Source organism: Amycolatopsis nalaikhensis, assembly GCF_030264295.1.
In the GTDB taxonomy this organism is placed as follows: Bacteria; Actinomycetota; Actinomycetes; order Mycobacteriales; family Pseudonocardiaceae; genus Amycolatopsis; species Amycolatopsis nalaikhensis.
On sequence record NZ_CP127173.1, the window covers coordinates 4,411,453 to 4,437,908 of the forward strand.

Consider the following 26,456-nt stretch of genomic DNA (forward strand, 5'->3'; position numbering starts at 1 on the left):
GGGTCGACGCGGGCGGTGCGGGCCTGCCACATTCGCGGGTATGACTGTTTCCGTCGAAGCCTCGGCGTGGATCCGGCGCTTCCACCCGGCGCCGTCCGCCGCGACGCGGCTCGTGTGCTTCCCGCACGCCGGGGGATCGGCGAGCTACTACCACCCGGTTTCCGCGGCGCTGTCGCCCGCGGTCGAGGTGCTGGCCGTGCAGTACCCCGGACGGCAGGACCGGCGTGCCGAACCCCTGGTGGACGACCTCTTCGTGCTCGCCGACAAGCTGGCCGACATTCTCGAGGGCCAGCTCGCCGAGCCGGTGGCGTTCTTCGGCCACAGCATGGGCGCGAGCCTCGCCTTCGAGGTCGCGCGACGGCTCGAGAAGCGGGGGACGCGGCTGAGCGCGCTGTTCGTCTCGGGACGTCGCGCGCCGACGTCGCCGCACGGCGACCGCGTCCACGAGAAAGACGACGAAGGACTGCTCGCCGAGGTCAAGCGGCTCAGCGGCACGGACTCGCAGCTGCTCGAAGACGACGAGCTCCTCCGCATGGTGCTGCCCTCGCTGCGCAGCGACTACAAGGCCGCGGAGGCTCTACCACTACCGCCCCGGTCCCGACGTGAGCTGCCCGGTGGTCGCGCTGATCGGCGACCGCGACCCGAAAGTCACCGAAGTGGAGGCGCGCGGGTGGGCGGACCGCACGTCCGGCGGCTTCGAGCTGACGGCGTTCCCGGGCGGGCACTTCTACCTCAACGACCACGCGGCGGCGGTGACCGCGCTGATCGGCGACCGGCTGGCGCGGTTCGCCCGCTGAGCAAGCGGGCGGGGGTGCGCCGCGGCCCGGCGCGCCCCCGCCCGCGTCAGCTCAGCAGTAGAGGTTGGCGCCGGGGTCGACGCCGAGGATCGAGCTGAACTGGCGGTACTTCGAGACGCGGCTCTCGACCTGGGCGGGGTTGCCGCCGTTGCATTCGATGGAGCCGTTGATGCTCCGGATGGTCTCGCCGAATCCGCGGCTGTTGACCATCGCGTTGTGCGGGGTCATCGTGCCGGGACCGCTCTGGGTGTTCCAGTACCAGAGGCCGGTCTTCCACGCGATCGCCGAGTTCTGCTCGACCTGCCAGGGGTTGCCGAGCAGGTCGATGCCCAGCGCGTCGCCGGCTGCCTTGTAGTTGAAGTTCCAGCTCAGCTGGATCGGGCCGCGGCCGTAGTACGCGGCCTGGCCCGCCGGGCAGCCGTAGGGCTGGTTCCAGTCGCAGTAGTGCGGGTAGTTGGCCGTGTTCTGCTCGACGATGTAGACGAGGCCGCCGGTTTCGTGGCTGACGTTCGCGAGGAACGCGGCGGCTTCCTGCTTCTTCACCGTGTCGCTGCCGGTGTTCGCGAAGCCGGGGTACGCGGACAGGGCGGCGGTCAGGCCGCTGTAGGTGTAGAAGGAGTTCCGGCCCGGGAACATCTGGTTGAACTGCGCTTCGCTGACCACGAACGCGCCCGGGTTGCCCGGGTTGGTGCCGCCGCCGCAGTCGTAGGGCTCCCAGTACCAGGTGCTGATCACCGGGTCGTAGCCCGGATTCGCGTTCTTGGCGCGGTAGTAGCTCCCGTTGGTGTAGCGCACGACGGCCCCGACGTCGTACCACTGGCCCGCGACCCAGTTCGGTGCCGTGCAGGTGGAACCGCCCCCGCCGTCACAGCTGTACGGTTCCCAGTACCAGGTGCTGATCACCGGGTCGTAGCCCGGGTTCGCGTTCTTGGCGCGGTAGTAGCCACCGTTGGTGTAGCGCACGACGGCCCCGACGTCGTACCACTGACCGGCAACCCAGTTCGGCGCACTGCACGCGGCGGCGGCCGCCTGCGGAGCGGAACCACTTACGGCGGGGACACCGAGCACCAGCCCGGCGGCGGCGGCGAACGCTGCGAGAACCGCGACAAGACGTCTTCTCAAGATCGCTCCTTCGGCCACGACAGAACCCGGACGCGGCAGGCGCCCGGTGTCGACGATGAGTGCTCATCCGGCCGAGACGAGGGTGACACCGGTCACTAGAGCAGATTGGTCTAGTCCAGTCAAGGAATCGGGCGTTCTGGGCATGCGTCGTGCACGAACGGCCATGGGAGTCGGCGGTTTCCCCGAGCCGAACGCCGGATTGTTCAACGGTCCTGGCACCGCGTCAAGGCGGGAAAGCGTGCCTTGACCCGGTGCCAGGACCGCTGAGGCGGCTGCGTATCGGTTCGGGGGTGGGGTCTGCTCGGATGGCTGGCTCAGATTGCTGCGGGCGTTGGCGCCGCGCATGTCGCGGCGCGGCGAGGTGGCCGTGCGGGGCGGTGAGGGCGCTGCGGGGCGCGCGGCGGAGTGCGATGGCGAGCGCGGCGATTGGCGCCAGGGCGAGTCGCAGGGTCGAGCCGGGGTGCGCTGTCCGCGTCGCCCCGGCTCGACCTCGGCTCAGCGGGCCTGCGGGATGCGCACCGGGGTCACCTGCAGGAGCCGCTGCAGGCGGGCGCGGCCCAGGCGGTGGAGCATTTCCCCGAGCTCCTCCGGTGCGATGCTCCCCTCGAGGTCGAGGCGCGTCAGCCGGACTACGCGGTCGATCTCCGTCGCGGGGAGCCGTCCCGCGAACTCCCCGGCCAGCCACACCCCGACCTCGTCGACGATGTCGTCCGCCCGGTGGCTCCGTACGGTCATCGGTCTCCTCTTTCGGATCGTCTTCTGTCCCGATGCAGGTCCGACGGGCCGGCCCCGCGCCCATGACGCCGAATCGGGGAAATTCGTCTGGGGAACGCTTTCCGTGTCCGGTCAGGTGGATTCCGTGACCATGCCGTGTCACTCACATGGGGCCGAGCGCGCCCGAAGTTGTCGGCCGATCGGGTGGAAAACGGGGGAAGGGTGCCGGTCGCGCGTACCGGCCAGGACTCTGGAGACGTCCGGTAGTGCGGGCGTTCCCTTGCGGGACGCGGAAACGGAGAAGCGATCCATGGGCCGGTACGACCGGACCGACCTCGGTGCCTACAGCCTCGGGCTGCTCGACGCCGCCGAGGCGGCGCGGGTGGAGCGGCACCTCGCCGCGTGCCCGGACTGCCGCCGGGAGGTCCGCGAGTTCGAGACCGTCCGGACGATGCTCGACCACCTGGGCAAAGCCGAGTCCACATAGGACTCACGCGGTTTTTGTCGGTGCCCGCCGATACGGTCCCCCGCGTGACCGACTTCCTGACCACTTACGCGATCGTCGCCGAGAACTACGACCGGTACGTCCCGCCCGTGACCGAAGACCCGCAGGACCGCGCGATGCTCACGGCGTTCGCGGACCTCGTCCACGCCGACGGCGGCGGCCCGGTCGCCGACCTCGGCTGCGGCACGGGCCGCGTGACGAGCTTCCTGGCCACCACCGGCCTCGACGTCTCCGGCGTCGACCTTTCGCCGGAAATGCTCGAGATCGCCCGTCGCGAGCACCCGGAACTGCGGTTTTCGCAGAGTTCCCTGCTGCAGCTCGATCTGCCCGACGGTGAGCTGGCCGGGGCGGTGGCGTGGTACTCGATCATCCACACGCCACCGGAGCTGATGCCGAAGGTGTACGCGGAGCTCTTCCGGGTCGTGCGCCCGGGCGGTCACCTGCAGCTCGCGTTCCACGTCGGCGACCGGCGGCACCGCGCGACCAAGGGCTACGGGCACGAGGGGCTCTCGCTGGACGTCTACTGGCTGCCGGTGGAGCGCGTCGGCGGCCTGGTGGCCGATGCGGGGTTCGAGGTGCTGACCCAGGTGCTCCGCGACCCGGCGGCGCGGGTGCCGCAGGGGAGGGTGCTGGCACGCAAACCGGCCTGAGCCCGGGCCCGGGCGCGCTGAAGGGGACGTTCGTCTCATCTGATGCGCTGAAGGGGACTTTCCTCGCGTCACACATGCCAGGAAAGTCCCCTTCAGCCCGGCTCAGTAGTCGTCGCGGCCGGTGAACTGCTGCTCCAGCAGCTCGGCCGCGCCCGCCACCAGTTCCAGGGGGTCGATGAACTCGTTGATGTCCAGGTTGATCAACGGCAGCGAGTGCCGCAGCACCAGGTGGTCACCCATCACCGCGAGCCCGCCGACGACCGTCGAGTGGCCGACCTCGGTCAGCACGTCGAGGAGGTCGACCTCGTCGTGGCGGGCGAACGGCGTCGCGATCTGCACCCAGTCCTCGCGCTGGTCGAGGATCTCGCGGGCGATCACCATGATCTGCGCCCGCTGCTCGGTGTCGGGCTCGTCGCCGAAGATCAGCCGGATGCGGATCTCGTCCGGGTCATCGCGCACCACCCGGTACTCCTGCCTGATGTAAGCGACCAGGTCGCCCCACTCCGCCACGCTTCCTCCGCTCTCGGACCGGATCGAGCGCCCAGCGTAGCGATCAGGCCGTGCCGATCCGGTCCAGGTCGGCGAGGACGTCGGCGGGCAGCTCCAGGGAGGCGGCGGCCAGGTTCTCGCGCAGGTGCGCCAAGGACGACGTGCCCGGGATGAGCAGCATCGACGGCGACCGCTGCAGCAGCCAGGCCAGCGCCACCTGCATCGGCGTCGCGCCGAGGCGGGCCGCGCAGTCGTCGAGCAGTCCGGACTGCAGCGGGCTGAACCCGCCGAGCGGGAAGTACGGCACGAACGCGATGCCTTCGGCGGCGCACTTGTCGACGAGGTCGTCGTTCTCGCGGTGCGCGAGGTTGTACTGGTTCTGGACGCACACGACGGGCGCGATCGCCTTCGCTTCGTCGAGCTGCTCGGCGGTGACGTGACTGACGCCGAGGTGCCGGATCAGCCCCTGCTGCCGCAGGTCGGCGAGCACGCCGAAGGGCTCGGCGAGCGACATGGGCACGGGGTAGTCGCCGGCGGCGTTGCTGAGCCGCAGGTTGACGACGTCGAGCGCGTCGACGTCGAGGTTGCGCAGGTTGTCGTGCACGGCCTGGGTCAGGTCCTCGGCCGACAGCGCGGGCGGCCACGCCTTGTCGGGCGTCCGGCGCGCGCCGACCTTCGTGACGATCGTGAGCGCCTCCGGGTACGGGTGCAGGGCCTCCTTGATCAGCGCGTTCACCGTGTGGGGGCCGTAGTAGTCGCTCGTGTCGAGGTGGTCGACCCCGCTTTCGACGGCTTCGCGCAGCACGGCCACGGCGGTGTCGTGGTCGCGCGGCGGGCCCCACACGCCGGGCCCGGCGAGCTGCATCGCGCCGTAGCCCACGCGGTGCACGGGGAGTTCGCCGCCGAGGCTGAAGGTGCCGCCGAGGTTCGCCATTCCGCTCCTTGGTCGAGTTCCGTTCCCCGGCCGAGCCCAGTCGGGCTCAGCCGCAGGCGCCCTTCGCGCGCAGTACCCGCGTGACGGACTCCTGAACCTTCGCCTTGGGCAGTTCGCCCGATGCGACGGCCTTTTCCAGCCGGTCCAGCACCTCGTCGACGCGGCCGCCGGACGACCACAGCGCCTCGTCCGCCCCGGCCTGCAGGGCCTTCAGCACGGCGTCGGGAAGCGAGTACTGGGCCGTGATCGCCTTCATCGCGCCGAGGTCGTCGGTCAGCACCGGGCCGGTGAAGCGGAACTCGCCCCGCAGCAACCGGTACGCGGCGGGCGAGAGCGTCGCCGGGACGCCGTCGGTCAGGCCGGGGACGTCGAGGTGGCCGACCATCACCGCGACCGGGCCGTAGCCGGCGAGGTTCTGGTACGGCACCAGGTCGACGGCCCGCAGCTGCGCGAGCGGCGGTGTCACCACCGTGCCCTTGTGGGAGTCGCCCGAGCCGTGGCCATGGCCGGGGAAGTGCTTGAGCACCGGCTGGACACCGGCGTCGCGCAGGCCCGCCGCGAACGCCGTCGCGTACGTCTTCACGCGGGCCGGGTCGGGGCTGAAGGACCGGTCGCCGATCACGTCGTCGTCCGGGGCGTCGGTGACGTCGGTGTCCGGGGCGAAGTCGACCGTGACGCCGCGGGCGCGCAGCTGGCGGCCTCGTTCGGCGGCCAGCGCGCGGACCTGCTCCGGCGACTTCGTCGCGGCCAGCACCCTGGCCGACGGGATGTCGCCGTCGAGGTCGTCGATGCGCTGGACGCGCCCGCCTTCCTCGTCGACCGACACGGCCACCGGCAGCCGGGCCGCGGCCTGGACCGCGTCGAGGGCGTGATCTTTCAACAACGCTGTTGCGTTACCGCCGATGAAGATGCCGCCGACCTGGTGGTCGCGCACCAGCGACACGGTCGTGGCCGGGTTGTCGCCGGACACCCCGACGATGACCAGCTGGGCGACCTGCGCGCGGACGTCGAGCCCGTCGACCAGCGACGCGCAGTCGCCGGGCCGCGCCAGCTTCGACGTGGGCGGTGCGGGGGTCGATGACGGGGGCTGAGCCGAAGGCCGGGGCAGCGCCAGCCCGGACACGGTGCGCGGGTTCAGGCCCACGACCAGCAGGCAGACGGCCAAGATGCACAACGCCGCCCCGAGGGCGGCCAGACGTCGGCGGTTCATCGGTCCCTTCACTCGTCGGCGGGTCCACCGTAGTCGACGCCCGACTTCACGGCGTGAAGAATGGTCCACCCGCCGTTAGAGAATTCGTGAAGCCGCCCTCAGCAGACTGGCCGGGACCGGAAGTGGACAGGGGCGGGAGTACGTGATGGACCAGGTGCGAGTGGCGGCGTGGGCGTCGGACCCGATCGCGCTCACCGGGCTGATCAACCACCTCAAGGCGCGCCCGGAGCTGATGGTCGTGCCGCGGGCCCGCCGCGGGGAGGCGGCCGTGCTCGTGTTCGCCGTCGGGCAGGTCGACCGCGACGCCGTCGCCGCGCTGCGGGCCGCGGCCGCCGAGTCGCCCGCCGCGATCGTGCTGGTCGCCGGGCACGTCGACCCCGCGCACCTGAGCCTGCTCGCCGACTGCCACGTCTCCGCGGTGCTGCCGCGGACCGCGCTCGACCGGCTCACCGACAGCGTGCTCGCCGCCGCACGGGGCCGCACGACCTCCCTGCGCGACCAGGTCGAGGCCCTGGCGAACGAAGGGGACGGCGCGGCGCTGACGCCGCGCGAGGTGGATGTGCTTCGCCTGATGGCCGAGGGCTGGGACACTGCCGAGATCGCGGGCAAGCTCTGCTACTCGGAGCGGACCGTGAAGAACGTCATCTACGCCATGACCAACCGGCTCAACCTGCGCAACCGGCCGCACGCGGTCGCCTACGCCGTGCGGGCCGGTGTTATCTAGAAGGAAGCTCGTGCGCACGATCGTCCGCCGGACCGCCGTCGTGGTCGCCGCTCTGCTCCCGCTCGCCGCGTGCGGTCCGAGCGACGCCGGTGACAAGACGAAGCTCACCATCGCGACCTTCGGCGAGTTCGGCTACGCGCCCCTGATCGCCGAGTACGAGAAGCTGCACCCGGACATCACGGTGCAGAACCGCGTCGCCGACTTCGACACCCACCACAAGGGCCTCGCGACGCAGCTCGCCACCGGCCACGGCGCCGCCGACGTCGTCGCGATCGAAGAGCAGTACATCCCGCGGTACCGGAAGGCGAAGGACAAGTTCGTCGACCTCGCCGCGTACGGCGCCCGTGACCTCGAAAAGCAGTGGGCGCCGTGGAAGTGGGCGCAGGGCACCGACGGCTCGTTCGTCCTCGGCCTCGGCACCGACATGGGCAGCCTCGCGCTCTGCTACCGGCGCGACCTGTTCGCGGCCGCGGGCCTGCCGACCGACCGTGACGCCGTCGCGAAGCTGATGCCCGACTGGGACTCCTACGCCGCGACGGCGGAAGCGTTCACCCGCAAGACTCCCGGCGTCAAGTTCGCGGACTCCGCGGGCACCGTCTACACCGCGATGCTCAACCAGTCGCCGGAAAACTACTTCGCCGCGGCCGACGACTCCTTCATCGCCGACCGCAACCCCAGCGTCCGCACGGCTTTCTACCTCTCCGGCGGCATCGCCGCGAAGGGGCAGACCGCGGCCGCGACCACCTTCACGCAGGACTGGAACGTCGCGATCAAGCAGGGTTCCTTCGCCACCGTCGCGTGTCCGGCCTGGATGCTCAGCCAGATCAAGGAAGCGGGCGGCGACGCGAACAAGGGCAAGTGGGACGTCACGACCGTGCCCGGCAGCAGCGGCAACCAGGGCGGGTCCTTCCTGACCGTGCCGAAGCAGAGCGAGCACCCGAAGGAGGCGTACGAGCTCGCGCGCTGGCTGACCGCGCCGGAGCAGCAGAAGAAGCTCTTCCTCTCCGACGGCATCCTGCCCAGCGAGCCGTCGGTGTACGCGGACCCGCAGGTCGTCGCGCACACCGACCCGTACTTCGGCGACGCCCCGATCGGGCGGATCTTCGCCGCGTCGGCGGACAAGCTGCGCCCGAACTACCGCGGCCTGCGCGACGCCGACGTCCGGCCGGAGTTCGGCCGCGCGCTCGGGCGTATCGAGGACAAGACCGAAACCGTCGACCAGGCCTGGGCGGAAGCCGTCCAGCAGGCCCGAGCCCTGCTGAAGTAGTGCACTTCGATCGCAGAGTCACGCCGCTGCTGCTCGTCGCGCCCTTTTTCGCGCTGTTCGTCGTCTTCGGCGCCTTCCCGCTGCTGTACACGGCGTGGGTTTCGCTGCACGACTGGAACCTCCTGGAAGGCGACCAGGGCCACTTCGGGCTCGCCAACTACGGCGCTCTGCTCGCGGACCCGCACTTCTACAACGCGCTGGCCAACACGGTCGGCATCTTCGTGCTCGCCGCGGTCCCGGAGTTCCTGCTGGCGCTGGGCATCGCGGCACTGCTCGACCGGCCGCTGCGCGCCGCGACCTGGTGGCGCACCGGGGTGCTGCTGCCGAACGTCGTGTCCGTCGTCGCGGTCGGGCTCGTGTTCGGGCAGCTGTTCAGCCGCGACTACGGCGTCGTCAACCAAGTCCTCGGCTGGTTCGGGATCGCGCCGGTCAACTGGCGGGCGACGACCTGGGCGTCGCACGTCGCCGTGGCGTCGATGGTGCTCTGGCGCTGGACCGGCTACAACGCGCTGATCTACCTGGCCGCCATGCAGGCCGTGCCGGGTCAGTTGTACGAGGCCGCCGCGCTCGACGGCGCCTCGCGGTGGCGGACGTTCTGGTCCGTCACCGTGCCGGGCATCCGGCCCGCGCTGGCGTTCACCGCGATCGCCGGGACCGTCAACGGCCTGCAGCTGTTCGCCGAGCCGCAGCTGCTCGACGGCGGTTCCGGCGGGACCGGCGGCAACGACCGCCAGTTCCAGACCCTCGTCATGTACTTGTACGAGAAGGGCTTCACGCACTTCGACGCCGGGTACGCGGCCGCCTTGACCTGGGTGATGTTCGTGCTCTGCGCGGGCTTCGCGCTGGTCAACTACCGGCTCGTGCGCCGGTTCGTGAGGTCGGCGTGAAACGCCCCGGCGGCTGGGTCTACGTGGTGTTGATCGGCGTGCTCGGCGCGTCGATCTTCCCGCTGTACTGGTCGTTCGTGGTGTCCACAAGGGACAACTCGGCGATCGGCGAGACGTCGCCGCTGTTGCTGCCGGGCGGGCACCTCGTCGAGAACGTGCGGCGCGTCTTCGACACCGTCGACTTCTGGCTCGCCATCGGCAACTCGCTGATCGTCGCGAGCACCGTGACAGTGTCCAACGTCGTGCTGGCGAGCCTCGCCGGGTTCGCCTTCGCGCGGCTGCGGTTCCCCGGCCGCGACACGCTGTTCCTGCTGGTCGTCGGCTCGGCGATGGTGCCGGCGCAGCTCGGCGTCATCCCGCTCTACCTGGTGGTCGGCGACCTCGGCTGGTACGGGCGGCTCGAAGCGGTGATCGTGCCTGGGCTGCTGAGCGCGTTCAGCGTGTTCTGGATGCGCCAGGCCTGCGAGAACACGATCAGCGCCGACCTGGTCGACGCCGCGACCGTCGACGGCTGCTCGATCCTGCGCACCTACTGGCACGTGGCCGTGCCCGCGCTCCGCCCGGCGGCCGCGGTGCTCGCGATGCTCACCTTCCTGGCCACCTGGAACGACTACTTCTGGCCGCTGGTCGTCCTCGACCCGAACGAGACGCCGACCGTGCAGGTCGCGCTGTCGCAGCTGGCCAGCGGCTACTACACCGACTACGCGCTCATGCTGACCGGCGCGACCGTGGGCGTGCTGCCCGTCGTCGCGCTGTTCCTGCTGCTGGGCCGTCACCTCGTCCGGGGGATCCTGAAAGGGGCACCAGTATGACCTTCCCGTCCGGGTTCCTCTGGGGCGCGGCGACCGCGTCCTACCAGGTCGAAGGCGCGGTGCTGGAAGGCGGTCGCGGACCGTCCATCTGGGACACCTTCGCGGCCCGCGAAGGGACGGTGCTCGGCGGCGCGACCGGCGAGGTCGCCTGCGACCACTACCACCGGTACCCCGAGGACGTCGGCCTGCTGGCGGACCTCGGCCTCGGCGCGTACCGCTTTTCGGTGGCGTGGCCGCGGGTCATGCCGGACGGACGGACCCCGTCCGCGGCCGGGCTCGCGTTCTACGACCGGCTGGTCGACGAGCTGCTGCGCCGCGACGTCACGCCGGTGCTCACGCTCTACCACTGGGACCTGCCGCAGGCACTGGAGGACGCGGGCGGCTGGCCGTCGCGCGACACGGCGTACCGGTTCGCCGAGTACGCGGCGGTGGTGCACGACGCGCTCGGCGACCGCGTCGCCCAATGGACGACGGTGAACGAGCCGTTCTGCGCGGCCTTCCTCGGCTACGGCAGCGGGGTGCACGCGCCGGGCGTCCAGGACTACGACACGGCGCTGGTCGCGGCGCACCACCTCCTGCTCGGGCACGGCTTGGCGACCCGCGCGCTGACCGAACAGGCGCGGCCGGGCCACGAATTCTCCCTGGCGCTCAACTTCGCCCCGGCGATCGCCGACGGCTCGACCCCGGCGCACCGCGAGGCGGCGCGGAAGTTCGACGGCATCCACAACCGGTTCTTCCTGGACCCGGTGCTGGGCAAGGGATACCCACCGGACGTCGTCGCGGACGTCGAGCACCACGGCGGCCGCTTCGCCGCGTCGGTGCGCGACGGCGACACGGACGTCATCGCGGCGGCGATCGACTGGCTGGGCGTGAACTACTATGCCCCGGCGCGCGTGACGCCGTTGGCGGACCCGCTGGCGCCGGGCAACTGCCCACTGCCCGGCCTGCGCGGCCTCGACGTCCTGCCCGCACCGCCGCCGGTGACGGCGTTCGGCTGGGAGCAGGCGCCCGGCACGCTGGCCGACCTGCTGCGCTGGATCTCCGCGCGCTCCGGCGGGTTGCCGCTGGTGGTGGCCGAGAACGGAGCATCCTTTGTGGACGAGGTGGTCGACGGCCGGGTGGCCGACGTGGATCGCGTCCGGTACTTCGACGAGCACCTGCGCGCGGTCCACGCCGCGATCGGCGACGGCGTCGACGTCCGCGGGTACTTCGCCTGGTCCCTGTTGGACAACTTCGAGTGGGCGATGGGGTACACGCAGCGGTTCGGCCTGGTGCACGTGGACTTCGAGACGCAGACGCGGACCGTGAAGGACTCCGGCCGGTTCCTGGGCCGGGTCGCGAAGGCCAACGCGCTAGGGGCGTCGCCGGAAGGCCTCGGCGACGCCGGAGCGTGACGGCGTCTCCAGCTTGCCGAGCAGGCGGGCCACGTGGGCCTGGACCGTGCGCCGGGGCAGGGACAGCTCGGCAGCGATGTCCGGATTGGACCGTCCTTCCGCGACCAGGCTCGCGATCCGCACCTCGATCGGCGTCAACGACTCCCAGCCGTGGCCCGGGCGGATCGGTGAGAACAGCGCGCCGCGGCGGACGCCCAGCCTGCGCAGGCGGGTCTCCGCCCGGCGCAGGTCCCAGCGCGCGCCCAGCGCCGTGTACAGCTCCGCCGCCTCCTCGAACGCCGCCTGCGCCGCGTCCAGCCGTCCTGCCCTGGCCAGCAGCTCCGCCGCGTCCTCCAGCGCCGTCGCCAGCTCCGGGCGGCGGCCGACCGCGCGGAAGTGCTCGGCCGTCGCCAGCACCGCGCGGGGGTCGTCCTCGATCAGCCCGCGGCACCACGACACCGCCGCGTGCGCCCGCGCCGGACGCCGTTCCTTCGCCGCTTCCTCTTCGCAGACGGCCAACGCCCGGCGCGCGCGGACGACGTCGTCCTGCTCCATCGCCAGCCGCACGAACGTCGGCAGCCACTGGTGCCGCAGCATCATCTGCGCGTACGTCGGGTTCAGGATCGGCTCGAGCACGGCCAGCGCGCGGACCCGGTCGCCGCGCTGTTCCGCCGCGAGGGCGTCGGCGACCAGCAGGAAGTCGAAGCTCTCCCGCTCGGACCCGGTCGCCGGGGCGTACTCCTCCGCCGCGTCGAGGTGGGCCGCGGCCTGCGCCCGGTCGTCGCGGCGGCCCGCGATCAACGCCGCGACGCCGTGCAGCAGCAACGCGGCCGGGCCGGGCTCGCGCAGGCCGTAGAACGTGATCGCCGGGCCGTCCTCGGTGACCGTGTCCAGCTCGACCAGTGCCTCGTCCCAGCGGCCCTCCCAGTACCGGTGCACCGCGACCGACACCTGCAGCCCGACCGGCATCGCGTGCCGCGCCGCGACCTCGCCCGCGGTGCGCAGGGCCGCGTCCGCCTCGGCGAGCCGGTCGAGGTTCTGGAGCGTGAACACGCGGTTGTCGAGCAGGTCGAGGTGCAGGTCGGCCAGCTCGTGCTCGTCGCCGACGGCCTCGATTGCCGCGTCGATGTGCGCGAGCGCGGAGTCGTGCTCGCGGCGCACGGAATCGACCAGCCACAACGACTGCAGCGCGTGCGCGGTCAGGTACCGGTCGCCGCCCGCCTGCTCCTTCGTCTCGCGCGCCGCCTTCTCCGCGGCGTCCAAATCGGACAGATCGCCGCGGCGGAAGTTCGCCAGGAGCTGCCGGTGCTTGACCCGCCAGAGCTCCGGCACGGCCGGGTCGTCGGCCGACGCGCCGAGCGTCGCCACCGCGGCTTCGGTGTCGCCCCGCCGGTGCTGCAGGGCCGCGAGCACGTGCCGCATCTCTTCGACGGCGTCCGGGTCGGTGGCGACCTCGAGCGCTTGCCGCGCCAGGCTTTCCGGGTTGCGCTCCAGCCGGAACAGCACCTTGACGAGGGCCACGAGCAGCACTTCGCGACGCGGGCCCGCGCCCGCGGCCAGCGCCCGCTCCAGCAGTTCGACGGCGATCAGCGGCGCCCGGTTGGACACGGCCGCGTGGTGCCCGGCCAGCCAGTCCAGCACCCATTCGTCCACAGTGGCCGGTGCGGCCACCAGCTGCTCGGCGACGCGCTTCACGGGCGCGCCGATCCGGTCGAGCGCCTCGGCCGCCTGCCGGTGCAGGGCCGCCCGCGTCCCGGCGAGCAACCGGTCGTAAAGTGCTTGCCGCAACAGAGGATGACGGAACGCGAGCTGCATGCCGGTGTCGATGAGCACGTTCGCCGCGACGGCTTCTTCCAGCGGCTCCAGCAGGTCAGACGGCCGGGTGCCGAGCACTGCGGCGATGTCGCCCACCGCGAACTCCATGCCCAGCAGGGCACCCCAGCGCAGCACCTCCTGCGTCCGCGCGGGCAGGAAGTCCAGCCGCCGGTCGACCGCGGCGACCAGCGACCGCGGCGCCTCGAACTCCGCGGGGTCGTCGACGTCGGCCTCGCCGCCCGCCACCTCGACGGCGCCGTCGCGGAGCAGGACGTCGACCATCTCCTTGACGTACAACGGGTTTCCCGCGCCACGGGCGGCCAGCTCGCGCAGTCCCGGCCCGGGCCGCGCCCCGATCTGGTCCTCGATCAGCCTGCCGACGTCGTCGCCGGTCAACGGCGCGAGGTCGAGGATCACCCCGTCCCGCGCCTGGACGCCGCGCCGCAGCTGAGCCAGCTCGGCGCGATCGGGGGCCGGGCGGGTCGCGGCCACCAGCAGCAGCGGCAGCTGCCGGGTCGCCGCGCACAGCCGGTGCCAGACCAGCACGGACGCCTCGTCCGCCCACTGCAGGTCGTCGAGCACCAGCACGAGCGGCGAGTGCGCGCACAGGTCGTCGACCAGGGCCAGCAGCCGGTCGACGGCGCCGAGCACCGGGTCGGCCGGGCCCCAGCCGCGGCGGACCGGGTCTTCGCCCGCGAGCTCCTTCGCCAGCCGCGCGCGCCGCGGGTCGGGCGAATGCGCGTCGATCGCCAGGCACTCCAGCATCACCTGCAACGGGAACCGGGTGCTCAGCTCATCGGCCGCCGCCCGGAGCCGCTGGAAGCCCGGGCCGTCCGGCAGCGACCGGGCCAGCAGCTCGGACTTGCCGATCCCGGCCTCGCCTTCGATCCACACGGCCCGCCCGCGCCCGGCCCGGACGTCGGCGACCAGCTCGGCGAGCCGTTTCGTCTCGGCTTCCCGCCCGAAGAGCCGGTGCCCGGTGACGACGACCGGGGCGGCGGGCGCGTCGAGCGCCGGGTCCTGGGCGAGGATCTGCTGCTGGAGCCGTTGCAGCTTCGGGCCGGGCTCGACGCCGAGCTCTTCGACCAGGGTGGCGCGGGCGTCGCGGAAGACGTCGAGGGCCTCGGCGTGCCGCCCGCTGCGGTAGAGGGCGAGCATGAGCGCCTCGCGCAACGGCTCCCGCAGCGGATGTTCCCCGGCCAGCACGGCCAGCTCCGGCGCGAGATCGAGGTGCCCGCCGAGCGCGAGCAGGGCCTCGGCGCGCCGTTCGAGCGTGCTCAGCCGCAGCTCGGCGAGGTGTTCACGGTGCCGCTCGGCGAACCCGCCCGGCACACCGGAAAGCGCTTCGCCCTGCCAGAGCGCGAGGGCGGCGTCCAGCTCGGTGACGGCGGCCCGCGGGTCGCCTTCGTCGAGGTGCCGCTGAGCGCGTTCGCGGTGCCGCTCGAACACGGCCGCGTCGAGCGCGTCTTCGCCGAGCAGCAGGGAGTAGCCCGCCGGGTCCGACACCAGGAGACTGGCCGCCGACCAGCGCGAACGGTCCGGCTCGAGCGCCCGGCGCAGGCCGGAGACGTAGGTGTGGACACTGCCCTCGACGCTCGCGGGCGCGGAGTCGCCCCAGACCCCGGCGATCAGCTCGGCGCGGGGGACCGGACGCCCGGCGTTGACCGCGAGCACGGCGAAGATCGCGCGCTGACGCGCGGGACCGAGGCCGATTTCGGCCGTCCCGCGCCAGGCCCGCAGCGGGCCGAGCACGCCCACCCGCAGACCGCTGTCCGCATCGCCGCGCATGTCGCTGCCGTCCCCTCTGGGGCCGCGCCCCAGACCCCATCCCCCAGGGACTGTCCCGATGACCTTACCGACGTGGCAACCCCACCCGAGGTTGCGCGCTCAACTCCAGTCCCGTAGGGGTCGTGAGTGTTTAGGGCGGTTCTAACCGCCCTAAACACTCACGACCACCTACGGAACTACTCCCCGGCGACGGCTCGGGTGCGCACCGCGTTGGCCCGCCGGATGCCGAACGGCCGCATCCGTTCCTCCGCGCGCCGGACGTCCCAGACCGCGCCCATGCCCGTGTACGCGGTCAACGCGCCCCGGAACGCCGTGCGCGCCCGCGTCAGCTCGCCCGCCTCGGCCAGCAGGATCGCCGCGTCCTCGGTCGCCTTGGCCTGCTTGAGCAGACGGCCCGCCGTTCGGTAGTGCCCGGCCGCCGTCAGCACCGGCTCGGGGTCGCCGGTGACCAGTCCCCGGCAGTGCGCGGCCGCCGCCGCGTGCGCCGGTGGCCCCTCGACGTCCAGCAGGCGCAGGGCCTCCCGGGCCCGCCCGCCGTCGCCGAGCCGGAGGGCCAGCCGGACCAGGTCGGGCAGCCACGAATGGCGCGCCGCGGGCGGGTAGTGCTCCTCCAGCAGCGGCAGGAGCGCCGTCAACGCCGCTTCGGGACGGCCCTCCTGCTCGGCGAGCAACGCCTGGGCCGCGAGCAGGAAGTCGCCGCCGTCGGGCTCGAGACCCGGCGGCCACTGCTGCCGGTCGGCCGCGTCGAGGTGCGTCCTGGCCCGCTGCGGCTCACCGCGGTGCCCGGCGATCAGCGCGCCGACGCCGTGCACGAGCAACGCCGAACCCGGGCTGCGCAACACGTAGGACGCCGTCTCGGCGCCGTCGCGGATCACCGCGTCCAGCTCGTCCAGCGCCGCCTTCCAGCGGCCCAGCCAGTAGTAGTGCACGGCGCCGGCCAGGTGCATCTCGCCCGGCACCGCGCGGGTCGCGGCGATCCGGCGGGCGGCGTCGAGCGGCTCCGCGGCTTCGTCGAGGCTGTCGAGGTTCGGCACGGACAGCGCGGCGTCGTCCAGCGGGTGCAGCCCGGCGGGCGCCAGCGCTGTCTCTTCGCCGAGCCGCTCCAAAGTGGACAGCAGCGACTCGTGCCGTCCGCGCCACATCTCCGGGACCTCGGTGTCGTCGAGGGTCCGCTTCAGCTCGGCCGTCGCCTCGGCGAAGTCGCCACGCCGGTAGTAGATGTAGGCGAGGATCCAGCGCATCTCGGCCGCGCGCTTGCTGTCGGACGTCCGCGCGACGACCGAGCGCGCCTCGGCCTCGGGCTCGCGGCCGAGCCAGAACAGCAGCCGTGCCAACGTCGTCGTCAACGTCTCCCGCGCGTCCGGCGGCAGCGTGCCCTGGGTGACGGCGTGGCGGAGCAGGTCGACGGCGGTCCGCGGGGTCTCGGCGGCGACCGTCCCGATGTGCTCCAGCAGCCACCCGGTGACCCACGGGTCGACCTGCGCGGGCGCGGCGGCGAGCTGCTCGGCGACGCGGACCGCGGGCGCCCCCGCCGCGGCGAACGCCTCGGCCAGCTGCCGGTGCAGCGCGACGCGCATCGCGGCGGGCGTCTTCTCGTAGAGCACGCGCCGCAGCAGCGGGTGCCGGAACGCGAGCCGGTCGCCCGACTCGACGAGCACGCCGGAGGCGATCGCCTTGTCGATCGTGCCGACCAGCGCCGTGGGCGGCCGCTCGGTGGCGACGGCGACGTCCGACGGCGAGAACTCGCGGCCCAGCATCGCGGCCCAGCGCAACGTGTCGCGCGCGCCGCTGGAGAGGAAGCTCAGGTACAGCGTGATCCGCGACCCGAGCGGCGCCGGGATGCTCTCGCAGGAGTTCCCGTCCAGGTCCGCGTGGACGCCGTCGAGCACGATCATCGACTGGGACAGCAGTGTCTCGACGATTTCCCGGACGTAGCGCGGGTTTCCGGCCGCGTAGGAGACGAGCAGCCGCAGGCCGGGCCCGGGTGGCGCGCCGACCAGCTCGGTGGCCAGCTCGAGTGCGGCGCTTTCGGACAGGGGCGGCAGGGTCACGACGTCGATGTCATCGTTGTCAAGCAGGTCGTCGAGCGCGGCCGGGCGCGGGACCGGGCGGCAGGCGCCGACGAGCAGCAGCGGCAGCTGCCGCGTCTCCCGGCTCAGGTACCGCCAGACCCGCAGCGTGGTGTCGTCGGCCCACTGCAGGTCGTCGACGGCCAGCAGCAGCGGCGCCTCCGCGCACAGCTCGCGGACCAGCGCGAGCACGCCGTCGACCGGGTCCTCGCCGGGCTGTTCGGCGAGCCGGACGGCCAGGCCCGCGCGGCGCTCGTCGGCCGCCCGCGGGTGCACGCCGAGCGCGTCGAGCAGGGGGCGCAGGGCGAACCGCTGGTCCAGCGCGTCCGCGACAGCGAAGGCGGGGCGCAGGTCCTCGGCCTCGGCGAGCAGCTCCGCCAGCACGGCGGTGCGGCCGCTGCCCGGCTCACCGTCCAGCCACAGCGAACGCCCGGCGCCGCCCCGGAGATCGGCGACGGCCTCGCGCAGCCGCGCCAGCTCGGCTTCCCGCCCGACGAAGACGTCGGCGCATTCCGGCATCGCCGCGACGGGTGCCCGCGTGATGCGCACCGGCGGCGACGGCTGGGGAGCCGGTTTTTCCCGCAGCTGGTCGTAAAGCCGCCGCAGCGCGGGCCCCGGTTCGGTGCCCGACGCCTCGACGAGCCGGTCGCGGACGTCGGCGTAAACCGCGAGCGCCTCGGTCCGCCGGTCGGCTTGGGCCAGTGCGCGCATGAGCAGCCCGCGCAGCGTCTCGCGGAACGGGTGCTCGCGGGTCAGCGCGGTCAGCTCGGCGACGAGTTCGGCGTGCCCGCCCAGCTCCAGCACGAGTTCCGCGCGTCGCTCGACCGTCGCGAGCCGGACCTCCTCGAGCCGGGCCCGCTGGGCGGCGGCGAACGGTCCGGGCAAGCCGGACAGCGGAGCGCCGTGCCAGAGGCCGAGCGCTTGGTCGAGGCAGTCGCGCGCGCCGCGGGGATCCCCGTCGGCCTGACGGCGCTGGGCCTGCTCGCGCAGGGCTTCGAAGTGGTGGACGTCGATCGCGGCGTCGTCCAGCCGCAGCGAATACCCGGACCCGATGGACGCGAGCAGCTGCGGGCCCTCGCCCCTGGCGCGGCCGGGCTCCAGCGCGCGGCGCAAGCCGGAAATGTAGGTGTAGATGGAACCTTGGGCGCTCTGCGGCGGCGCCTCGCCCCAGACGGCGTCGATCAGCTCCTCGCGCGAGACCGTGCGGTTCGGGTTCATCGCCAGTGCCGCGAGAACCGTCCGACGGTGCGCGGAGCCGAGATCGAGCTCCGTTTCGCCACGCCAGGCTTTCACCGGGCCGAGCAGTTGGAGTCTCACGGACGCGTTTGGGGGGTCCAGGGGGGCTCGCCCCCCGGCTGGGGTCTGGGGCTCGGCCCCAGAACGATGCAGTGCGGAGCCGCCCGCCACCGACATCGGTCTCCCTTCGTGCGCGACGAACTGTCACGCGCCGGATGCCTGCCGTGAGCATACGCGGCCGCCGTGAACCGGCAGGCAAGGATGGCGGACATTCGGGCAACGGCGTTCCGGCGGTCTTCCGCGCCGCCGAGGGGGTGGGCCACGCTCGGGAGGCGCGAGAGGAGTTCCGCATGGCGACAGCCGCGCCGACCGAGGACATGCAGCGGGCCGCGGCCCGGTTCGCCCACGCCGTCGAGGTGGCGCGGTCGCACCTGCGCGACGTCAACAGCGAGATGGCGATGGTCCAGGCGTCGTGGCGCGGCGAGGCTTCGGTGCGCTTCGGCCAGGCGATGAGCGACTGGGAGCAGGAGTTCGACGTCATCCTGTCGCGGCTGGCCGGGCTGCTCGAGACGACCGGCGGGCGGGTGCCGTGACCCTCGACTTCGGGTTCGCCGACCTCGTGCTCGACCGGCTGGGCGCCATCACCGGGGAGCTGGGCGAACTGCTCGCCGAGCTGGAAGCCGACGTCGAGCCGGAGCTGGCCGGGTGGACCGGCGACGCGCGGGAGGAGTACCTGCGCGCCAAGCGTGACTGGGGCCGGGCGGCCGAGCGGATGCCCGATTGCCTGGAGCGGGCGCGGGCCGCGTTCGGGGAGCTGGTGACGTCTTCACGCGCGTGAAGACGGAATAGGGAAGGCGTGAAGACGCGCCGTCCACACTGCTGCCATGAAGCCCGTCGAAGTGGCCGTCCTCGCCTCGGACCCGATCACGCACGCCGGCGCGGTGAGCCTGCTGGAGGCGCACCCGGACGTCCGGGTCACCGACCTCGTGCCCGACGTGCTGCTGGTGATGGAGGAGCACGTCACCGAGGCCGTGCTGGGCGAGATCCGCGCGGCCAAGGCGTCGCACGTCGTGCTGGTCGTCGAGCACTTCCGCGAGAGCGACCTGATGGCGGTGCTGGAGAGCGGCGTCGTGGCGATCCTGCCGCGCCGCGAGACGGGCGGCGCCGAGCTGGTGACGGCGGTCCTCGCCGCGGGCGACGGCACGGCGAACCTGCCGCCGCGGCTGCAGGGCGCGCTGCTCGCGCAGGTCCAGCGGATGCGCAAGGACGTCCTGGAGCCGAACGGGCTGACGTTGTCCGGGCTCGCCGCCCGCGAGTGCGACGTGCTGCGGCTGGTCGCCGAGGGCTTCGGGACCGAGGAGATCGCGGCGAAGCTGTGCTACTCCGAGCGGACCGTGAAGAACGTCCTCTACGGGCTGATGACGCGCTGCGGGCTCAACAACCGCGCCCACGCCGTCGCCTACGCGCTGCGCGCCGGGGCTATCTGAGCCGTTTTCGCGGGACTAGGGTCGCGATCATGGTGTTGACCGCAGTGGAGATCGCGGCCGCGGTGCGCGCGGGCGACCTCGATCCGGTGCAGGTGACCAAGGAAGCCCTCGACCGCATCGCCGCGGCGGACGGCGTCGTCGGCGCGTTCCGCCGGGTGCGTGCCGAAGAGGCGTTGAAGGAGGCGGCGGAGGTCGCCGCGCGGCCCGACCTGGCGTCGCTGCCGCTGGCCGGGGTGCCCGTCGCGGTCAAGGACGTCACGGAGATCGCGGGCGAGTACGCGTCGCACGGTTCGCTGGCGGGGCCGACTTCGCGCGCCGAGGCGGACGGCGTGATCGCGACGCGGCTGCGGGCGGCGGGCGCGGTGCTCGTCGGCCTGACCCGGGTGCCGGAGCTGTGCGTCTGGCCGATGAGCGACACCCCGGACGGCATCGCCCGCAACCCGTGGGACCCGACGTACGCCTCGGGCGGCTCGTCGGGCGGCAGCGCGGCGGCGGTGGCGGCGGGCTTGGTCCCGCTGGCCCACGGCTCGGACGGCCTCGGCTCGATCCGCCTCCCGGCGGCGATGTGCGGGCTGGTGGGGTTGAAGCCGGGCGCGGACCTGCTGGCCGAGGGCGGCTGGTTCGGCATGTCGGTCCACGGCCCGATGGCGACGACGGTCGCCGACACGGCGGCGCTGCTCTCGGTGCTGGCCGCGAAGCCCAGCCTGGCCTCGGTGCCCACTCCCGCGCCGTCCCGGATCGCCATGTCGACAACGGTGCCGCTGCTGCACACGCCGGTGCCCCGCGAGCTGGTGGCGGCGGTCGCGAAGGCCGCGGACCTCCTGACGGCGGCCGGGCACACGACGACATCGGCGGCCCCGCGCTACCCGAAGACGATGGTGCTGGGCATGACGGCCCGCTGGTGCGCGGGCCCGGCGGTCCAGGCCGCGGACTTCGACTTCACGCGGTTCCAGCGCCGGACCCGCGCGCACGTCCGCGCGGGACGGCTCATCCAGCGTGCCGGGCTGATCCGCGACCGGACGCGCGACCGCTGGGTGTCACGGGCGGAGGAGTTCTTCGCGGAACACGACGTCCTGATGACGCCGACGCTGTCGCACTGGCCGGTCCGCGCGGGCCGGTGGCACGAGCGCAGGTGGCTGACGAACGTGCTGCCGTCGACGCGCCTGGCGGGCTTCACGGGCCAGTGGAACCTGGCGGGCTACCCGGCGATCACGGTCCCGGTGGGCCGGTCGGCCGTGTCGGGGTTGCCGACGTCGGTGCAGCTGATCACGAAGCCGGGCGGCGAGTCGCTGCTGCTGGGGCTGGCGGCCCAGCTGGAGTCGGCCAACCCCTGGCCCCGCACGGCCCGCAAGTAAGCGCCCCAATGGGGTTGTTTCATCGTGAACGTGGCTGGTCAGGCCGTCGAGCTCCTGGTGTTTGCCTGTGACGGTAAGAAGTGGTGCCCGGACCAGCGCGGCGAGCCTGGACATAGGTGAAGCCCTCGGCAAGATCGAGATGTGAGTCAATCACCCGCCGAGGGCTTCGGTCCTCTTTCCTACCAGGTCACCCTTCCGCTCTCGCGGCAAACCCTGCAACTGGTCGCCGGGCTCATCCGCACCCGCCGATCCCGGCTGCGGTCACGATGGCGCAAAGCCACCCCCGCTGAGCAGGCACTAGCGGTACTGGCGGTGCTGCGCCACGACCCGCGCCTGGCCCACATCGGCGGCGGCCTGAGCGTATCCGCGTCCACGGTGCGCCGCTGGGTGCTGGAAGTCATCGGCCTGCTCGCCGCCCGCGCCACGCGACTGGACCGCGTCCTGCGGCGGCTGGTCGCGCGAGGCGGGTCGGTAGTGCTGGTGGACGGCACCCTGATCCGGACCCGGCGCCGCACCGGACGCGCCAACCGGGCCAACTACAGCGGCAAACACAAACAGCACGGCCTGGTCACGCTCGGGCTGACCGACGAGCAGGGCCGGCTGCTATGGGTCTCGGCAGCGCTGCCGGGCAGGACCGCCGACATCACCGCCGCCCGCCGGCTTCGCATCCGCCAGCACCTGCACGCCCACGGCCTGACCCCGGCCGGGGACAAAGGGTTCCACGGCTGGCACAAAGACGTCCGCGCCACCCGCGACTGCCCGGTCTGCGCAGGTCCCTGCGAGCAGGTCGTGCTCACCCCTTACAAAGCCGAAGCCCGCCGACCGCTGACCAAGGCCCAGAAACAGGCCAACGCCGCGTTCGCGGCGATGCGGTGCGCGGTGGAAGGCGGATTCGCCGCCCTCAAACACTGGCACATCCTCGACAAACTCCGTCTCGACACCCGCCACGCCACCACCCTGCTACGCGCTCTGCTCGTGCTCACCCAGCACGAGCAGAGCGTCCGAGACCCGCAGCCCTGAGCTGATACCACACCCGGTCCCCCCGCCGTGACCAGCCCAAACCACGATGAAACAACCCCAATGTGGCATTGGTTGCGTCTGACGCACCCAATGTGGCCTTCGGTGCGTCTGACGCACCGAAGGCCACATTGGGGCGCTTGGGTCAGGAGTTGGGCTTACCGGCCGTCGGGGAGAGCGGCTTGGCGCCGTTGCCGTTGCCGTTGCTGTTCGCGGGCTTCGTCGCCGGGCCGTTCGGCTTCGCCGGGGCGTTGCCCGGCTTGGCGACCGGCTTCGGGGCGGGCGTCGCCGCCGCCTTCACCGCGGGCTTCGCCGACGCCGGGATCGGGGGCTGGACCACCGGGACCACCGGTGCGGCCGGGGTCGTCGGGGACTCCGGCGTGTCGCCGCCCACCAGCTTGGACGCCTGGGGGATCACCGCTTCCTCCGGGAGCGGGGCCAGCTGCGTCTCGCTGCGGTTGAGGATGTCCTCCGCCATCGCCAGGCTCTTGCGGGCCTGCTCGCGGATCTCCGCCAGCCGCTCGACCTTGCGGTTCGCCGCCGTCGTGCGCTGGGCCGCCTGGGTCGTCGCCTCGTCGAGACGGCGCTTGGCCTCCGCCGTGGCCTCGTCCAGGCGCCGCTTCGCCTCGGCCGTCGCCTCCGCGATGCGGCGCTCCGCCTGGTTCTTGCTCGCCGTGCGCTGGTCGGCGATGTGCTTCTCCAGCGCCGCCTTCTGGGCCGACTGGGACGCCTCGAACTCGCGCTCGAGCTTCCGCCGCTTGCGCTCCGCCTCGTTGTCGAGCAGCTCGCGCCGCTGGGCCGCCTCGACGGTCAGCCGCTGCACCTCGGCGCGCGTGTCCGCCAGCGCGGCCTCGTGCTCGGAGTGCAGCAGGTCGGCCTGCTTGTCCAGCTCCGCGACGAGCTTCGTGTACCGCTCACGCAGCTTCTTCGACGCCTCGGTCGACGACGCCCACGTCTTCTCCGCGGCCACCTCGGCGCGCTTGATGATCTCGTCCGCGCGGGCCTGCGCGAGCGTCACCGTGCGCTGCATCCGCTCGTCGAGGTCCTCGAGCCGCTCCGGCGGCTTCTTCAGCTCCTCGACGCGCGCCTCGAGCGACGCCACCTGCTGCCGGACCGATTCCAGTTCCCGCGTCGCCGTCGCGGCCTGCGCCACGGCGGTGTCGCGCTCGCTGAGCACCCGGCGCAGCTGGGCTTCGACGTGGTCGAGGTACTGGCGCACCTCGTTGCGGTCGAAGCCGTGCCAGGCCTGGGTGTATTCACGACGAAGGGGGAGGAGGCCGTTGAGGGCGGTTGCGGCGGGGTCGCGCTCAGGAACCATGCGCCCGACCGTACCCGGGCACCCACCGCTTACGCCGGTCGGCTTAACAAATCACCAACACGTGTCGCGTTTCCGGCGGCGCGTCGCCGGAACGGCCGCACCGCCGAAACGCAGCGTCACCAGTGGAAGCCGCGCGAAAGGCGAGCGAGCGCCATCGCCGCGCGCGACAGGTGTTTCTCGCCACGGCCGATCTTCAGCTCACCCGAGCCACCCGCGGCGGTCGAGTCCGGGAAGATCCGGAATCCCTGGTACGCGATCGCGTCGGTCAGGCCCGGCGTGAGCGTGTAGGCCAGCCCGATCGCCTGCCCCGCCGGGGTCCCGATGTGCTTCGGCCGCTCGACCAGCGCCTTCATCACCATGTCCGCGGCCTGCTCCGGCGACTTCGTCGGGAACGCGTCGTAGATCTTCGTCGGGCGGATCATCGGCGTCCGCACCAGCGGCATGTGGATCGTGGTGAACGTGATCCCGTCGCCGTGCGTTTCGGTCGCCGCGATGCGCGAGAAGTAGTCCAGCGCCGCCTTCGACGCCGCGTACGCCGAGAAGCGCGGCGCGATGCCCTGGACGCCGATCGACGACACGTTCACGATGTGCCCGAACTTCCGCTCCGACATGTGCGGCAGCACCGCGAGGATCAGCCGGACCGCGCCGAAGTAGTTGATCGCCATCGCGCGCTCGTAGTCGTGCATCCGGTCGTAGGACAGCTTGATCGACCGGCGGATCGACCGGCCGGCGTTGTTGACCAGCATGTCGATCCGGCCGTGCTCGGCGAGCATCGCGTCGACGGCCTTGTGCACCGAGTCCTCGTCGGTGAGGTCGGCCGGGTACACCGACGCCGTGCCGCCGGCGGCGACGATCTCGTCGCGGACCTCTTCCAGCTCGTGCTGGCGGCGCGCGACGAGCAGGGGCACCCCGCCCGCGGCCGCCACCTTCAACGCCGTCGCGCGCCCGATGCCCGACGACGCGCCGGTGATGATCACGCGACGGCCGTCCAGCTCGCCGCGCGGGCCGTGCTTGCGCGCGCGGAACGGGTCGAGGTGCTCGCGCCAGTAGCGCCACAGCGTCGGCGCGTACTCCTCCAGCCGCGGCACGTCGACCGTGCCCGCGAGCGCCTTGCGCGTCTCGGCCGAGGAGAACACCGACGGGAACGCCATCGTCTCCAGCAGCACCGGCGGGATGCCGAACCGCTCCATCACGGCGTCGCGCGCGATGGTGACGCCGGGGATGTGCTCGGTCAGCTTGACCAGCCCGACGATCCGCTTCGAGATACCTTCGCCGAGCTGCGCGGTGATCGTCGGCGCGCCCGCGGCCCGCGCGAACGCGTTGTACACCGACACGACCGGCTGCGGCTCGGGGTTGACCAGGTGGAACGCGTGGCCGTCGAGCCCCGGCTTGACCACCAGCTCCAGCAGCGCCTTGGCGACGTAGTCGACCGGCACGATGTTGGTGTCGCCGAGGTCCGGGCCGACGATCGGCAGCACGTCCGGCAGTCCGGCGAGCCGGTTGATCGCGGGGAAGAGGTAGTACGGGCCGTCGATCTTGTCCATCTCGCCGGTCTCGGAGTGCCCGACGACGACGGCGGGCCGGTAGACCCGCCACGGCACCTGGTCCTGCTCGCGGACGATCTTCTCGGCCTCGAACTTCGTCCGGTGGTACGGCGTGACCAGCCGCTGGCCGGCGTCGAACATCTCCTCGGTGAACACGCCTTCGTGGTCGCCCGCGACGGCCACCGAGGAGACGTGGTGCAGGCAGCCGGCGCGCAGGTCGGCGGCGAGGTCGACGACGGCGCGGGTGCCGTCCACATTGGCCTTGATGCTGGCTTCGTCGTCGGCGGTGAGGTCGTAGAGCGCGGCGAGGTGGACGACGTGGTCGACGTGGCCGCGCAGCTTGTCGCGGTCCGCCTCGGACACGCCGAGCAGCGGCTCGCCGAGGTCGCCGGTGACGAGCGTGACGCGGTCGGAGTGCGGCCACTGGTCGACGAGCGCGGCCAGCTTGGCCTTGCTCGGCGCGCGGACCAGCAGCGCGACGCGGTCGTCGTCGGGGCGGGAGAGCAGCAGCCGGGTGAACTGGCGCCCGATCAGTCCGGTCGCCCCGGTCACCAAGAACGTCGCCATCGTCTTCACACCTCTCGCCCGCATCCCTGACCCTGGGCATTCTGCTGCATATGGCCGTCACTGACCACCGTGGCGGGACGTGAAGTTACTCACGGGTAACTTATGTCGGGTCCGCGATGACGACGCGGTTCTCCTCGTAGCCGTCCGAGCCGCCGACCCACCGGCCGCCGCAGGTCACCAGCACCACGCGGTGCGGGCCGGACTGGCCGAACAGGTCGTCGGCCCGCGCGGGCAGGTCGTCCTTGTGCACGGTGACCAGCTGGGAGACGCGGTAGCGCCACGTCTTCCCGGCACTGTCCACAATGGTCACCTCGGCGCCGATCCGGTCGGTCCACAGCTCGGCGAACGGGCCCGTGGCCCCGCGCCAGTTCACGTGGCCGGCGAACACGCTCGCCCCGCTCGCCGCGTCCAGCGCGGCACCCCACCACGTCGCCTGGCCGAGGTCCGCCGGGATCGGCAGCTCGCCGCTCGGGCCGAGGTCCTTGCGCACGAGCGCCGCCGTGCCGCCGCCGGGCAGCCGGACGGTGCCCCGCGGCTGCGGTGGCGGCGCGGCCGTGGTCTGCGCCGCCGGAGCCGCGGGCGTCGTGCTCGCGGGAGCGGGCGTGGGCGCGGGCGCGGGTGCGACCGGTGCCGGCGGAACGACGGCCGCGACGGGCAGCGCGGTGCCGACGACGGCGACCGGCGGCGCGGTGACCACGCCCGTGCCGAACTGCACCGCGAGCACCGTCGCCGCGCCGAAGACGAACCCGGCGAGCAGCCGTCCGTTGCGTGCCACG

At 72.6% G+C, this 26,456-nt stretch carries 22 protein-coding genes and 1 pseudogene; 13 read left to right on the forward strand and 10 right to left on the reverse strand.

The window, feature by feature from the left end; translation table 11 throughout:
• The first annotated feature begins 40 nt into the window (after positions 1-40).
• Positions 41-797: pseudogene (locus tag QP939_RS21860) on the forward strand (thioesterase II family protein).
• A gap of 51 nt (positions 798-848) precedes the next feature.
• Here QP939_RS21860 and QP939_RS21865 read toward each other — a convergent pair.
• Together QP939_RS21865 and QP939_RS21870 are read right to left on the reverse strand one after the other, a co-directional pair.
• Positions 849-1,922 carry a glycoside hydrolase family 19 protein gene (locus QP939_RS21865; protein WP_414641950.1) on the reverse strand — a complete coding sequence of 358 codons (1,074 nt, stop codon included), beginning with the start codon at positions 1,920-1,922 and terminating at the stop codon, positions 849-851.
• A 492-nt stretch (positions 1,923-2,414) separates the two neighbouring features.
• Entirely contained in the window at positions 2,415-2,654 is a 240-nt protein-coding gene (locus tag QP939_RS21870; protein ID WP_285458670.1) for a hypothetical protein, read from the reverse strand.
• A gap of 289 nt (positions 2,655-2,943) precedes the next feature.
• Here QP939_RS21870 and QP939_RS21875 point away from each other — a divergent pair, with 289 nt between their 5' ends.
• On the forward strand, positions 2,944-3,120 hold the full coding sequence (locus QP939_RS21875; protein ID WP_285458671.1) for a zf-HC2 domain-containing protein: 177 nt from the start codon (positions 2,944-2,946) through the stop codon (positions 3,118-3,120).
• 44 nt (positions 3,121-3,164) lie between these two features.
• Complete coding sequence (locus QP939_RS21880; RefSeq protein WP_285458672.1) at positions 3,165-3,788, forward strand: class I SAM-dependent methyltransferase; 624 nt, start codon at positions 3,165-3,167, stop codon at positions 3,786-3,788.
• Positions 3,789-3,890: 102 nt separating this feature from the next.
• Here the strand turns inward: QP939_RS21880 and QP939_RS21885 are convergent, their stop codons facing one another.
• The 3 genes from QP939_RS21885 to QP939_RS21895 are packed head-to-tail and all read right to left on the reverse strand — an operon-like array spanning position 3,891 to position 6,421.
• On the reverse strand, positions 3,891-4,298 hold the full coding sequence (locus QP939_RS21885) for a type III secretion system chaperone family protein (protein WP_285458673.1): 408 nt from the start codon (positions 4,296-4,298) through the stop codon (positions 3,891-3,893).
• A gap of 43 nt (positions 4,299-4,341) precedes the next feature.
• Complete coding sequence (locus tag QP939_RS21890) at positions 4,342-5,211, reverse strand: oxidoreductase (protein ID WP_285458674.1); 870 nt, start codon at positions 5,209-5,211, stop codon at positions 4,342-4,344.
• Between the two features lie 46 nt (positions 5,212-5,257).
• Complete coding sequence (locus QP939_RS21895) at positions 5,258-6,421, reverse strand: glycoside hydrolase family 3 N-terminal domain-containing protein (protein ID WP_285458675.1); 1,164 nt, start codon at positions 6,419-6,421, stop codon at positions 5,258-5,260.
• A 145-nt stretch (positions 6,422-6,566) separates the two neighbouring features.
• On the opposite strand from QP939_RS21895, the gene QP939_RS21900 reads away from it, so the two are divergent.
• From QP939_RS21900 to QP939_RS21920, 5 genes are read left to right on the forward strand one after another with little or no spacing between them, the layout of a single operon-like run.
• Positions 6,567-7,145 (forward strand): helix-turn-helix transcriptional regulator, encoded by a 579-nt coding sequence (locus tag QP939_RS21900; RefSeq protein WP_285458676.1) that lies wholly within the window; start codon positions 6,567-6,569, stop codon positions 7,143-7,145.
• 10 nt (positions 7,146-7,155) lie between these two features.
• On the forward strand, positions 7,156-8,412 hold the full coding sequence (locus QP939_RS21905) for an ABC transporter substrate-binding protein (protein WP_285458677.1): 1,257 nt from the start codon (positions 7,156-7,158) through the stop codon (positions 8,410-8,412).
• Positions 8,412-9,299, forward strand: coding sequence for a carbohydrate ABC transporter permease (locus QP939_RS21910; protein WP_285458679.1), 888 nt, complete (start codon positions 8,412-8,414; stop codon positions 9,297-9,299). Before QP939_RS21905 ends, QP939_RS21910 begins: the two co-directional genes overlap by 1 nt.
• Positions 9,296-10,111 (forward strand): carbohydrate ABC transporter permease, encoded by an 816-nt coding sequence (locus tag QP939_RS21915; protein WP_285458680.1) that lies wholly within the window; start codon positions 9,296-9,298, stop codon positions 10,109-10,111. Before QP939_RS21910 ends, QP939_RS21915 begins: the two co-directional genes overlap by 4 nt.
• On the forward strand, positions 10,108-11,505 hold the full coding sequence (locus QP939_RS21920; protein ID WP_285458681.1) for a GH1 family beta-glucosidase: 1,398 nt from the start codon (positions 10,108-10,110) through the stop codon (positions 11,503-11,505). The genes QP939_RS21915 and QP939_RS21920 overlap by 4 nt, the downstream gene beginning before the upstream one ends.
• Here the strand turns inward: QP939_RS21920 and QP939_RS21925 are convergent.
• Both QP939_RS21925 and QP939_RS21930 read right to left on the reverse strand, forming a co-directional pair.
• The gene (locus QP939_RS21925) at positions 11,464-15,087 is read right to left on the reverse strand and encodes an ATP-binding protein (RefSeq protein ID WP_285458682.1); all 3,624 of its coding nucleotides are present in this window, start codon (positions 15,085-15,087) and stop codon (positions 11,464-11,466) included. The genes QP939_RS21920 and QP939_RS21925 overlap by 42 nt on opposite strands.
• A gap of 176 nt (positions 15,088-15,263) precedes the next feature.
• Positions 15,264-18,473 (reverse strand): ATP-binding protein, encoded by a 3,210-nt coding sequence (locus tag QP939_RS21930; protein ID WP_285458683.1) that lies wholly within the window; start codon positions 18,471-18,473, stop codon positions 15,264-15,266.
• Between the two features lie 269 nt (positions 18,474-18,742).
• On the opposite strand from QP939_RS21930, the gene QP939_RS21935 reads away from it, so the two are divergent.
• The 5 genes from QP939_RS21935 to QP939_RS21955 all read left to right on the forward strand — a co-directional run bounded on the left by QP939_RS21935 (position 18,743) and on the right by QP939_RS21955 (position 22,254).
• On the forward strand, positions 18,743-18,985 hold the full coding sequence (locus tag QP939_RS21935; protein WP_285458684.1) for a WXG100 family type VII secretion target: 243 nt from the start codon (positions 18,743-18,745) through the stop codon (positions 18,983-18,985).
• A complete protein-coding gene (locus QP939_RS21940; protein WP_285458685.1) occupies positions 18,982-19,230 on the forward strand; it encodes a hypothetical protein in 249 nt (82 codons plus the stop codon). The genes QP939_RS21935 and QP939_RS21940 overlap by 4 nt, the downstream gene beginning before the upstream one ends.
• Before the next feature lie 46 nt (positions 19,231-19,276).
• Positions 19,277-19,879 carry a helix-turn-helix transcriptional regulator gene (locus QP939_RS21945; RefSeq protein WP_285458686.1) on the forward strand — a complete coding sequence of 201 codons (603 nt, stop codon included), beginning with the start codon at positions 19,277-19,279 and terminating at the stop codon, positions 19,877-19,879.
• A 29-nt stretch (positions 19,880-19,908) separates the two neighbouring features.
• Complete coding sequence (locus tag QP939_RS21950; protein ID WP_285458687.1) at positions 19,909-21,234, forward strand: amidase; 1,326 nt, start codon at positions 19,909-19,911, stop codon at positions 21,232-21,234.
• Positions 21,235-21,375: 141 nt separating this feature from the next.
• On the forward strand, positions 21,376-22,254 hold the full coding sequence (locus QP939_RS21955; protein WP_285449446.1) for a transposase family protein: 879 nt from the start codon (positions 21,376-21,378) through the stop codon (positions 22,252-22,254).
• A 142-nt stretch (positions 22,255-22,396) separates the two neighbouring features.
• Here QP939_RS21955 and QP939_RS21960 read toward each other — a convergent pair whose 3' ends face one another.
• The 3 genes from QP939_RS21960 to QP939_RS21970 form a co-directional block, all read right to left on the reverse strand.
• Entirely contained in the window at positions 22,397-23,569 is a 1,173-nt protein-coding gene (locus QP939_RS21960; protein WP_285458688.1) for a coiled-coil domain-containing protein, read from the reverse strand.
• A 116-nt stretch (positions 23,570-23,685) separates the two neighbouring features.
• Complete coding sequence (locus tag QP939_RS21965; RefSeq protein ID WP_285458690.1) at positions 23,686-25,680, reverse strand: SDR family oxidoreductase; 1,995 nt, start codon at positions 25,678-25,680, stop codon at positions 23,686-23,688.
• Positions 25,681-25,780: 100 nt separating this feature from the next.
• Positions 25,781-26,455 carry a class F sortase gene (locus QP939_RS21970; RefSeq protein WP_285458691.1) on the reverse strand — a complete coding sequence of 225 codons (675 nt, stop codon included), beginning with the start codon at positions 26,453-26,455 and terminating at the stop codon, positions 25,781-25,783.
• Position 26,456: the final 1 nt, after the last annotated feature.

What these genes read in the sequence shown, in the direction of transcription:
- QP939_RS21870 (WP_285458670.1), bottom strand. Translation starts at nt 2,654, where the DNA reads ATGACCGTACGGAGCCACCGGGCGGACGACATCGTCGACGAGGTCGGG.
- QP939_RS21875 (WP_285458671.1), top strand. Translation starts at nt 2,944, where the DNA reads ATGGGCCGGTACGACCGGACCGACCTCGGTGCCTACAGCCTCGGGCTG.
- QP939_RS21890 (WP_285458674.1), bottom strand. Translation starts at nt 5,211, where the DNA reads ATGGCGAACCTCGGCGGCACCTTCAGCCTCGGCGGCGAACTCCCCGTG.
- QP939_RS21895 (WP_285458675.1), bottom strand. Translation starts at nt 6,421, where the DNA reads ATGAACCGCCGACGTCTGGCCGCCCTCGGGGCGGCGTTGTGCATCTTG.
- QP939_RS21900 (WP_285458676.1), top strand. Translation starts at nt 6,567, where the DNA reads ATGGACCAGGTGCGAGTGGCGGCGTGGGCGTCGGACCCGATCGCGCTC.
- QP939_RS21920 (WP_285458681.1), top strand. Translation starts at nt 10,108, where the DNA reads ATGACCTTCCCGTCCGGGTTCCTCTGGGGCGCGGCGACCGCGTCCTAC.
- QP939_RS21925 (WP_285458682.1), bottom strand. Translation starts at nt 15,087, where the DNA reads ATGCGCGGCGATGCGGACAGCGGTCTGCGGGTGGGCGTGCTCGGCCCG.
- QP939_RS21935 (WP_285458684.1), top strand. Translation starts at nt 18,743, where the DNA reads ATGGCGACAGCCGCGCCGACCGAGGACATGCAGCGGGCCGCGGCCCGG.
- QP939_RS21945 (WP_285458686.1), top strand. Translation starts at nt 19,277, where the DNA reads ATGAAGCCCGTCGAAGTGGCCGTCCTCGCCTCGGACCCGATCACGCAC.
- QP939_RS21950 (WP_285458687.1), top strand. Translation starts at nt 19,909, where the DNA reads ATGGTGTTGACCGCAGTGGAGATCGCGGCCGCGGTGCGCGCGGGCGAC.
- QP939_RS21960 (WP_285458688.1), bottom strand. Translation starts at nt 23,569, where the DNA reads ATGGTTCCTGAGCGCGACCCCGCCGCAACCGCCCTCAACGGCCTCCTC.
- QP939_RS21965 (WP_285458690.1), bottom strand. Translation starts at nt 25,680, where the DNA reads ATGGCGACGTTCTTGGTGACCGGGGCGACCGGACTGATCGGGCGCCAG.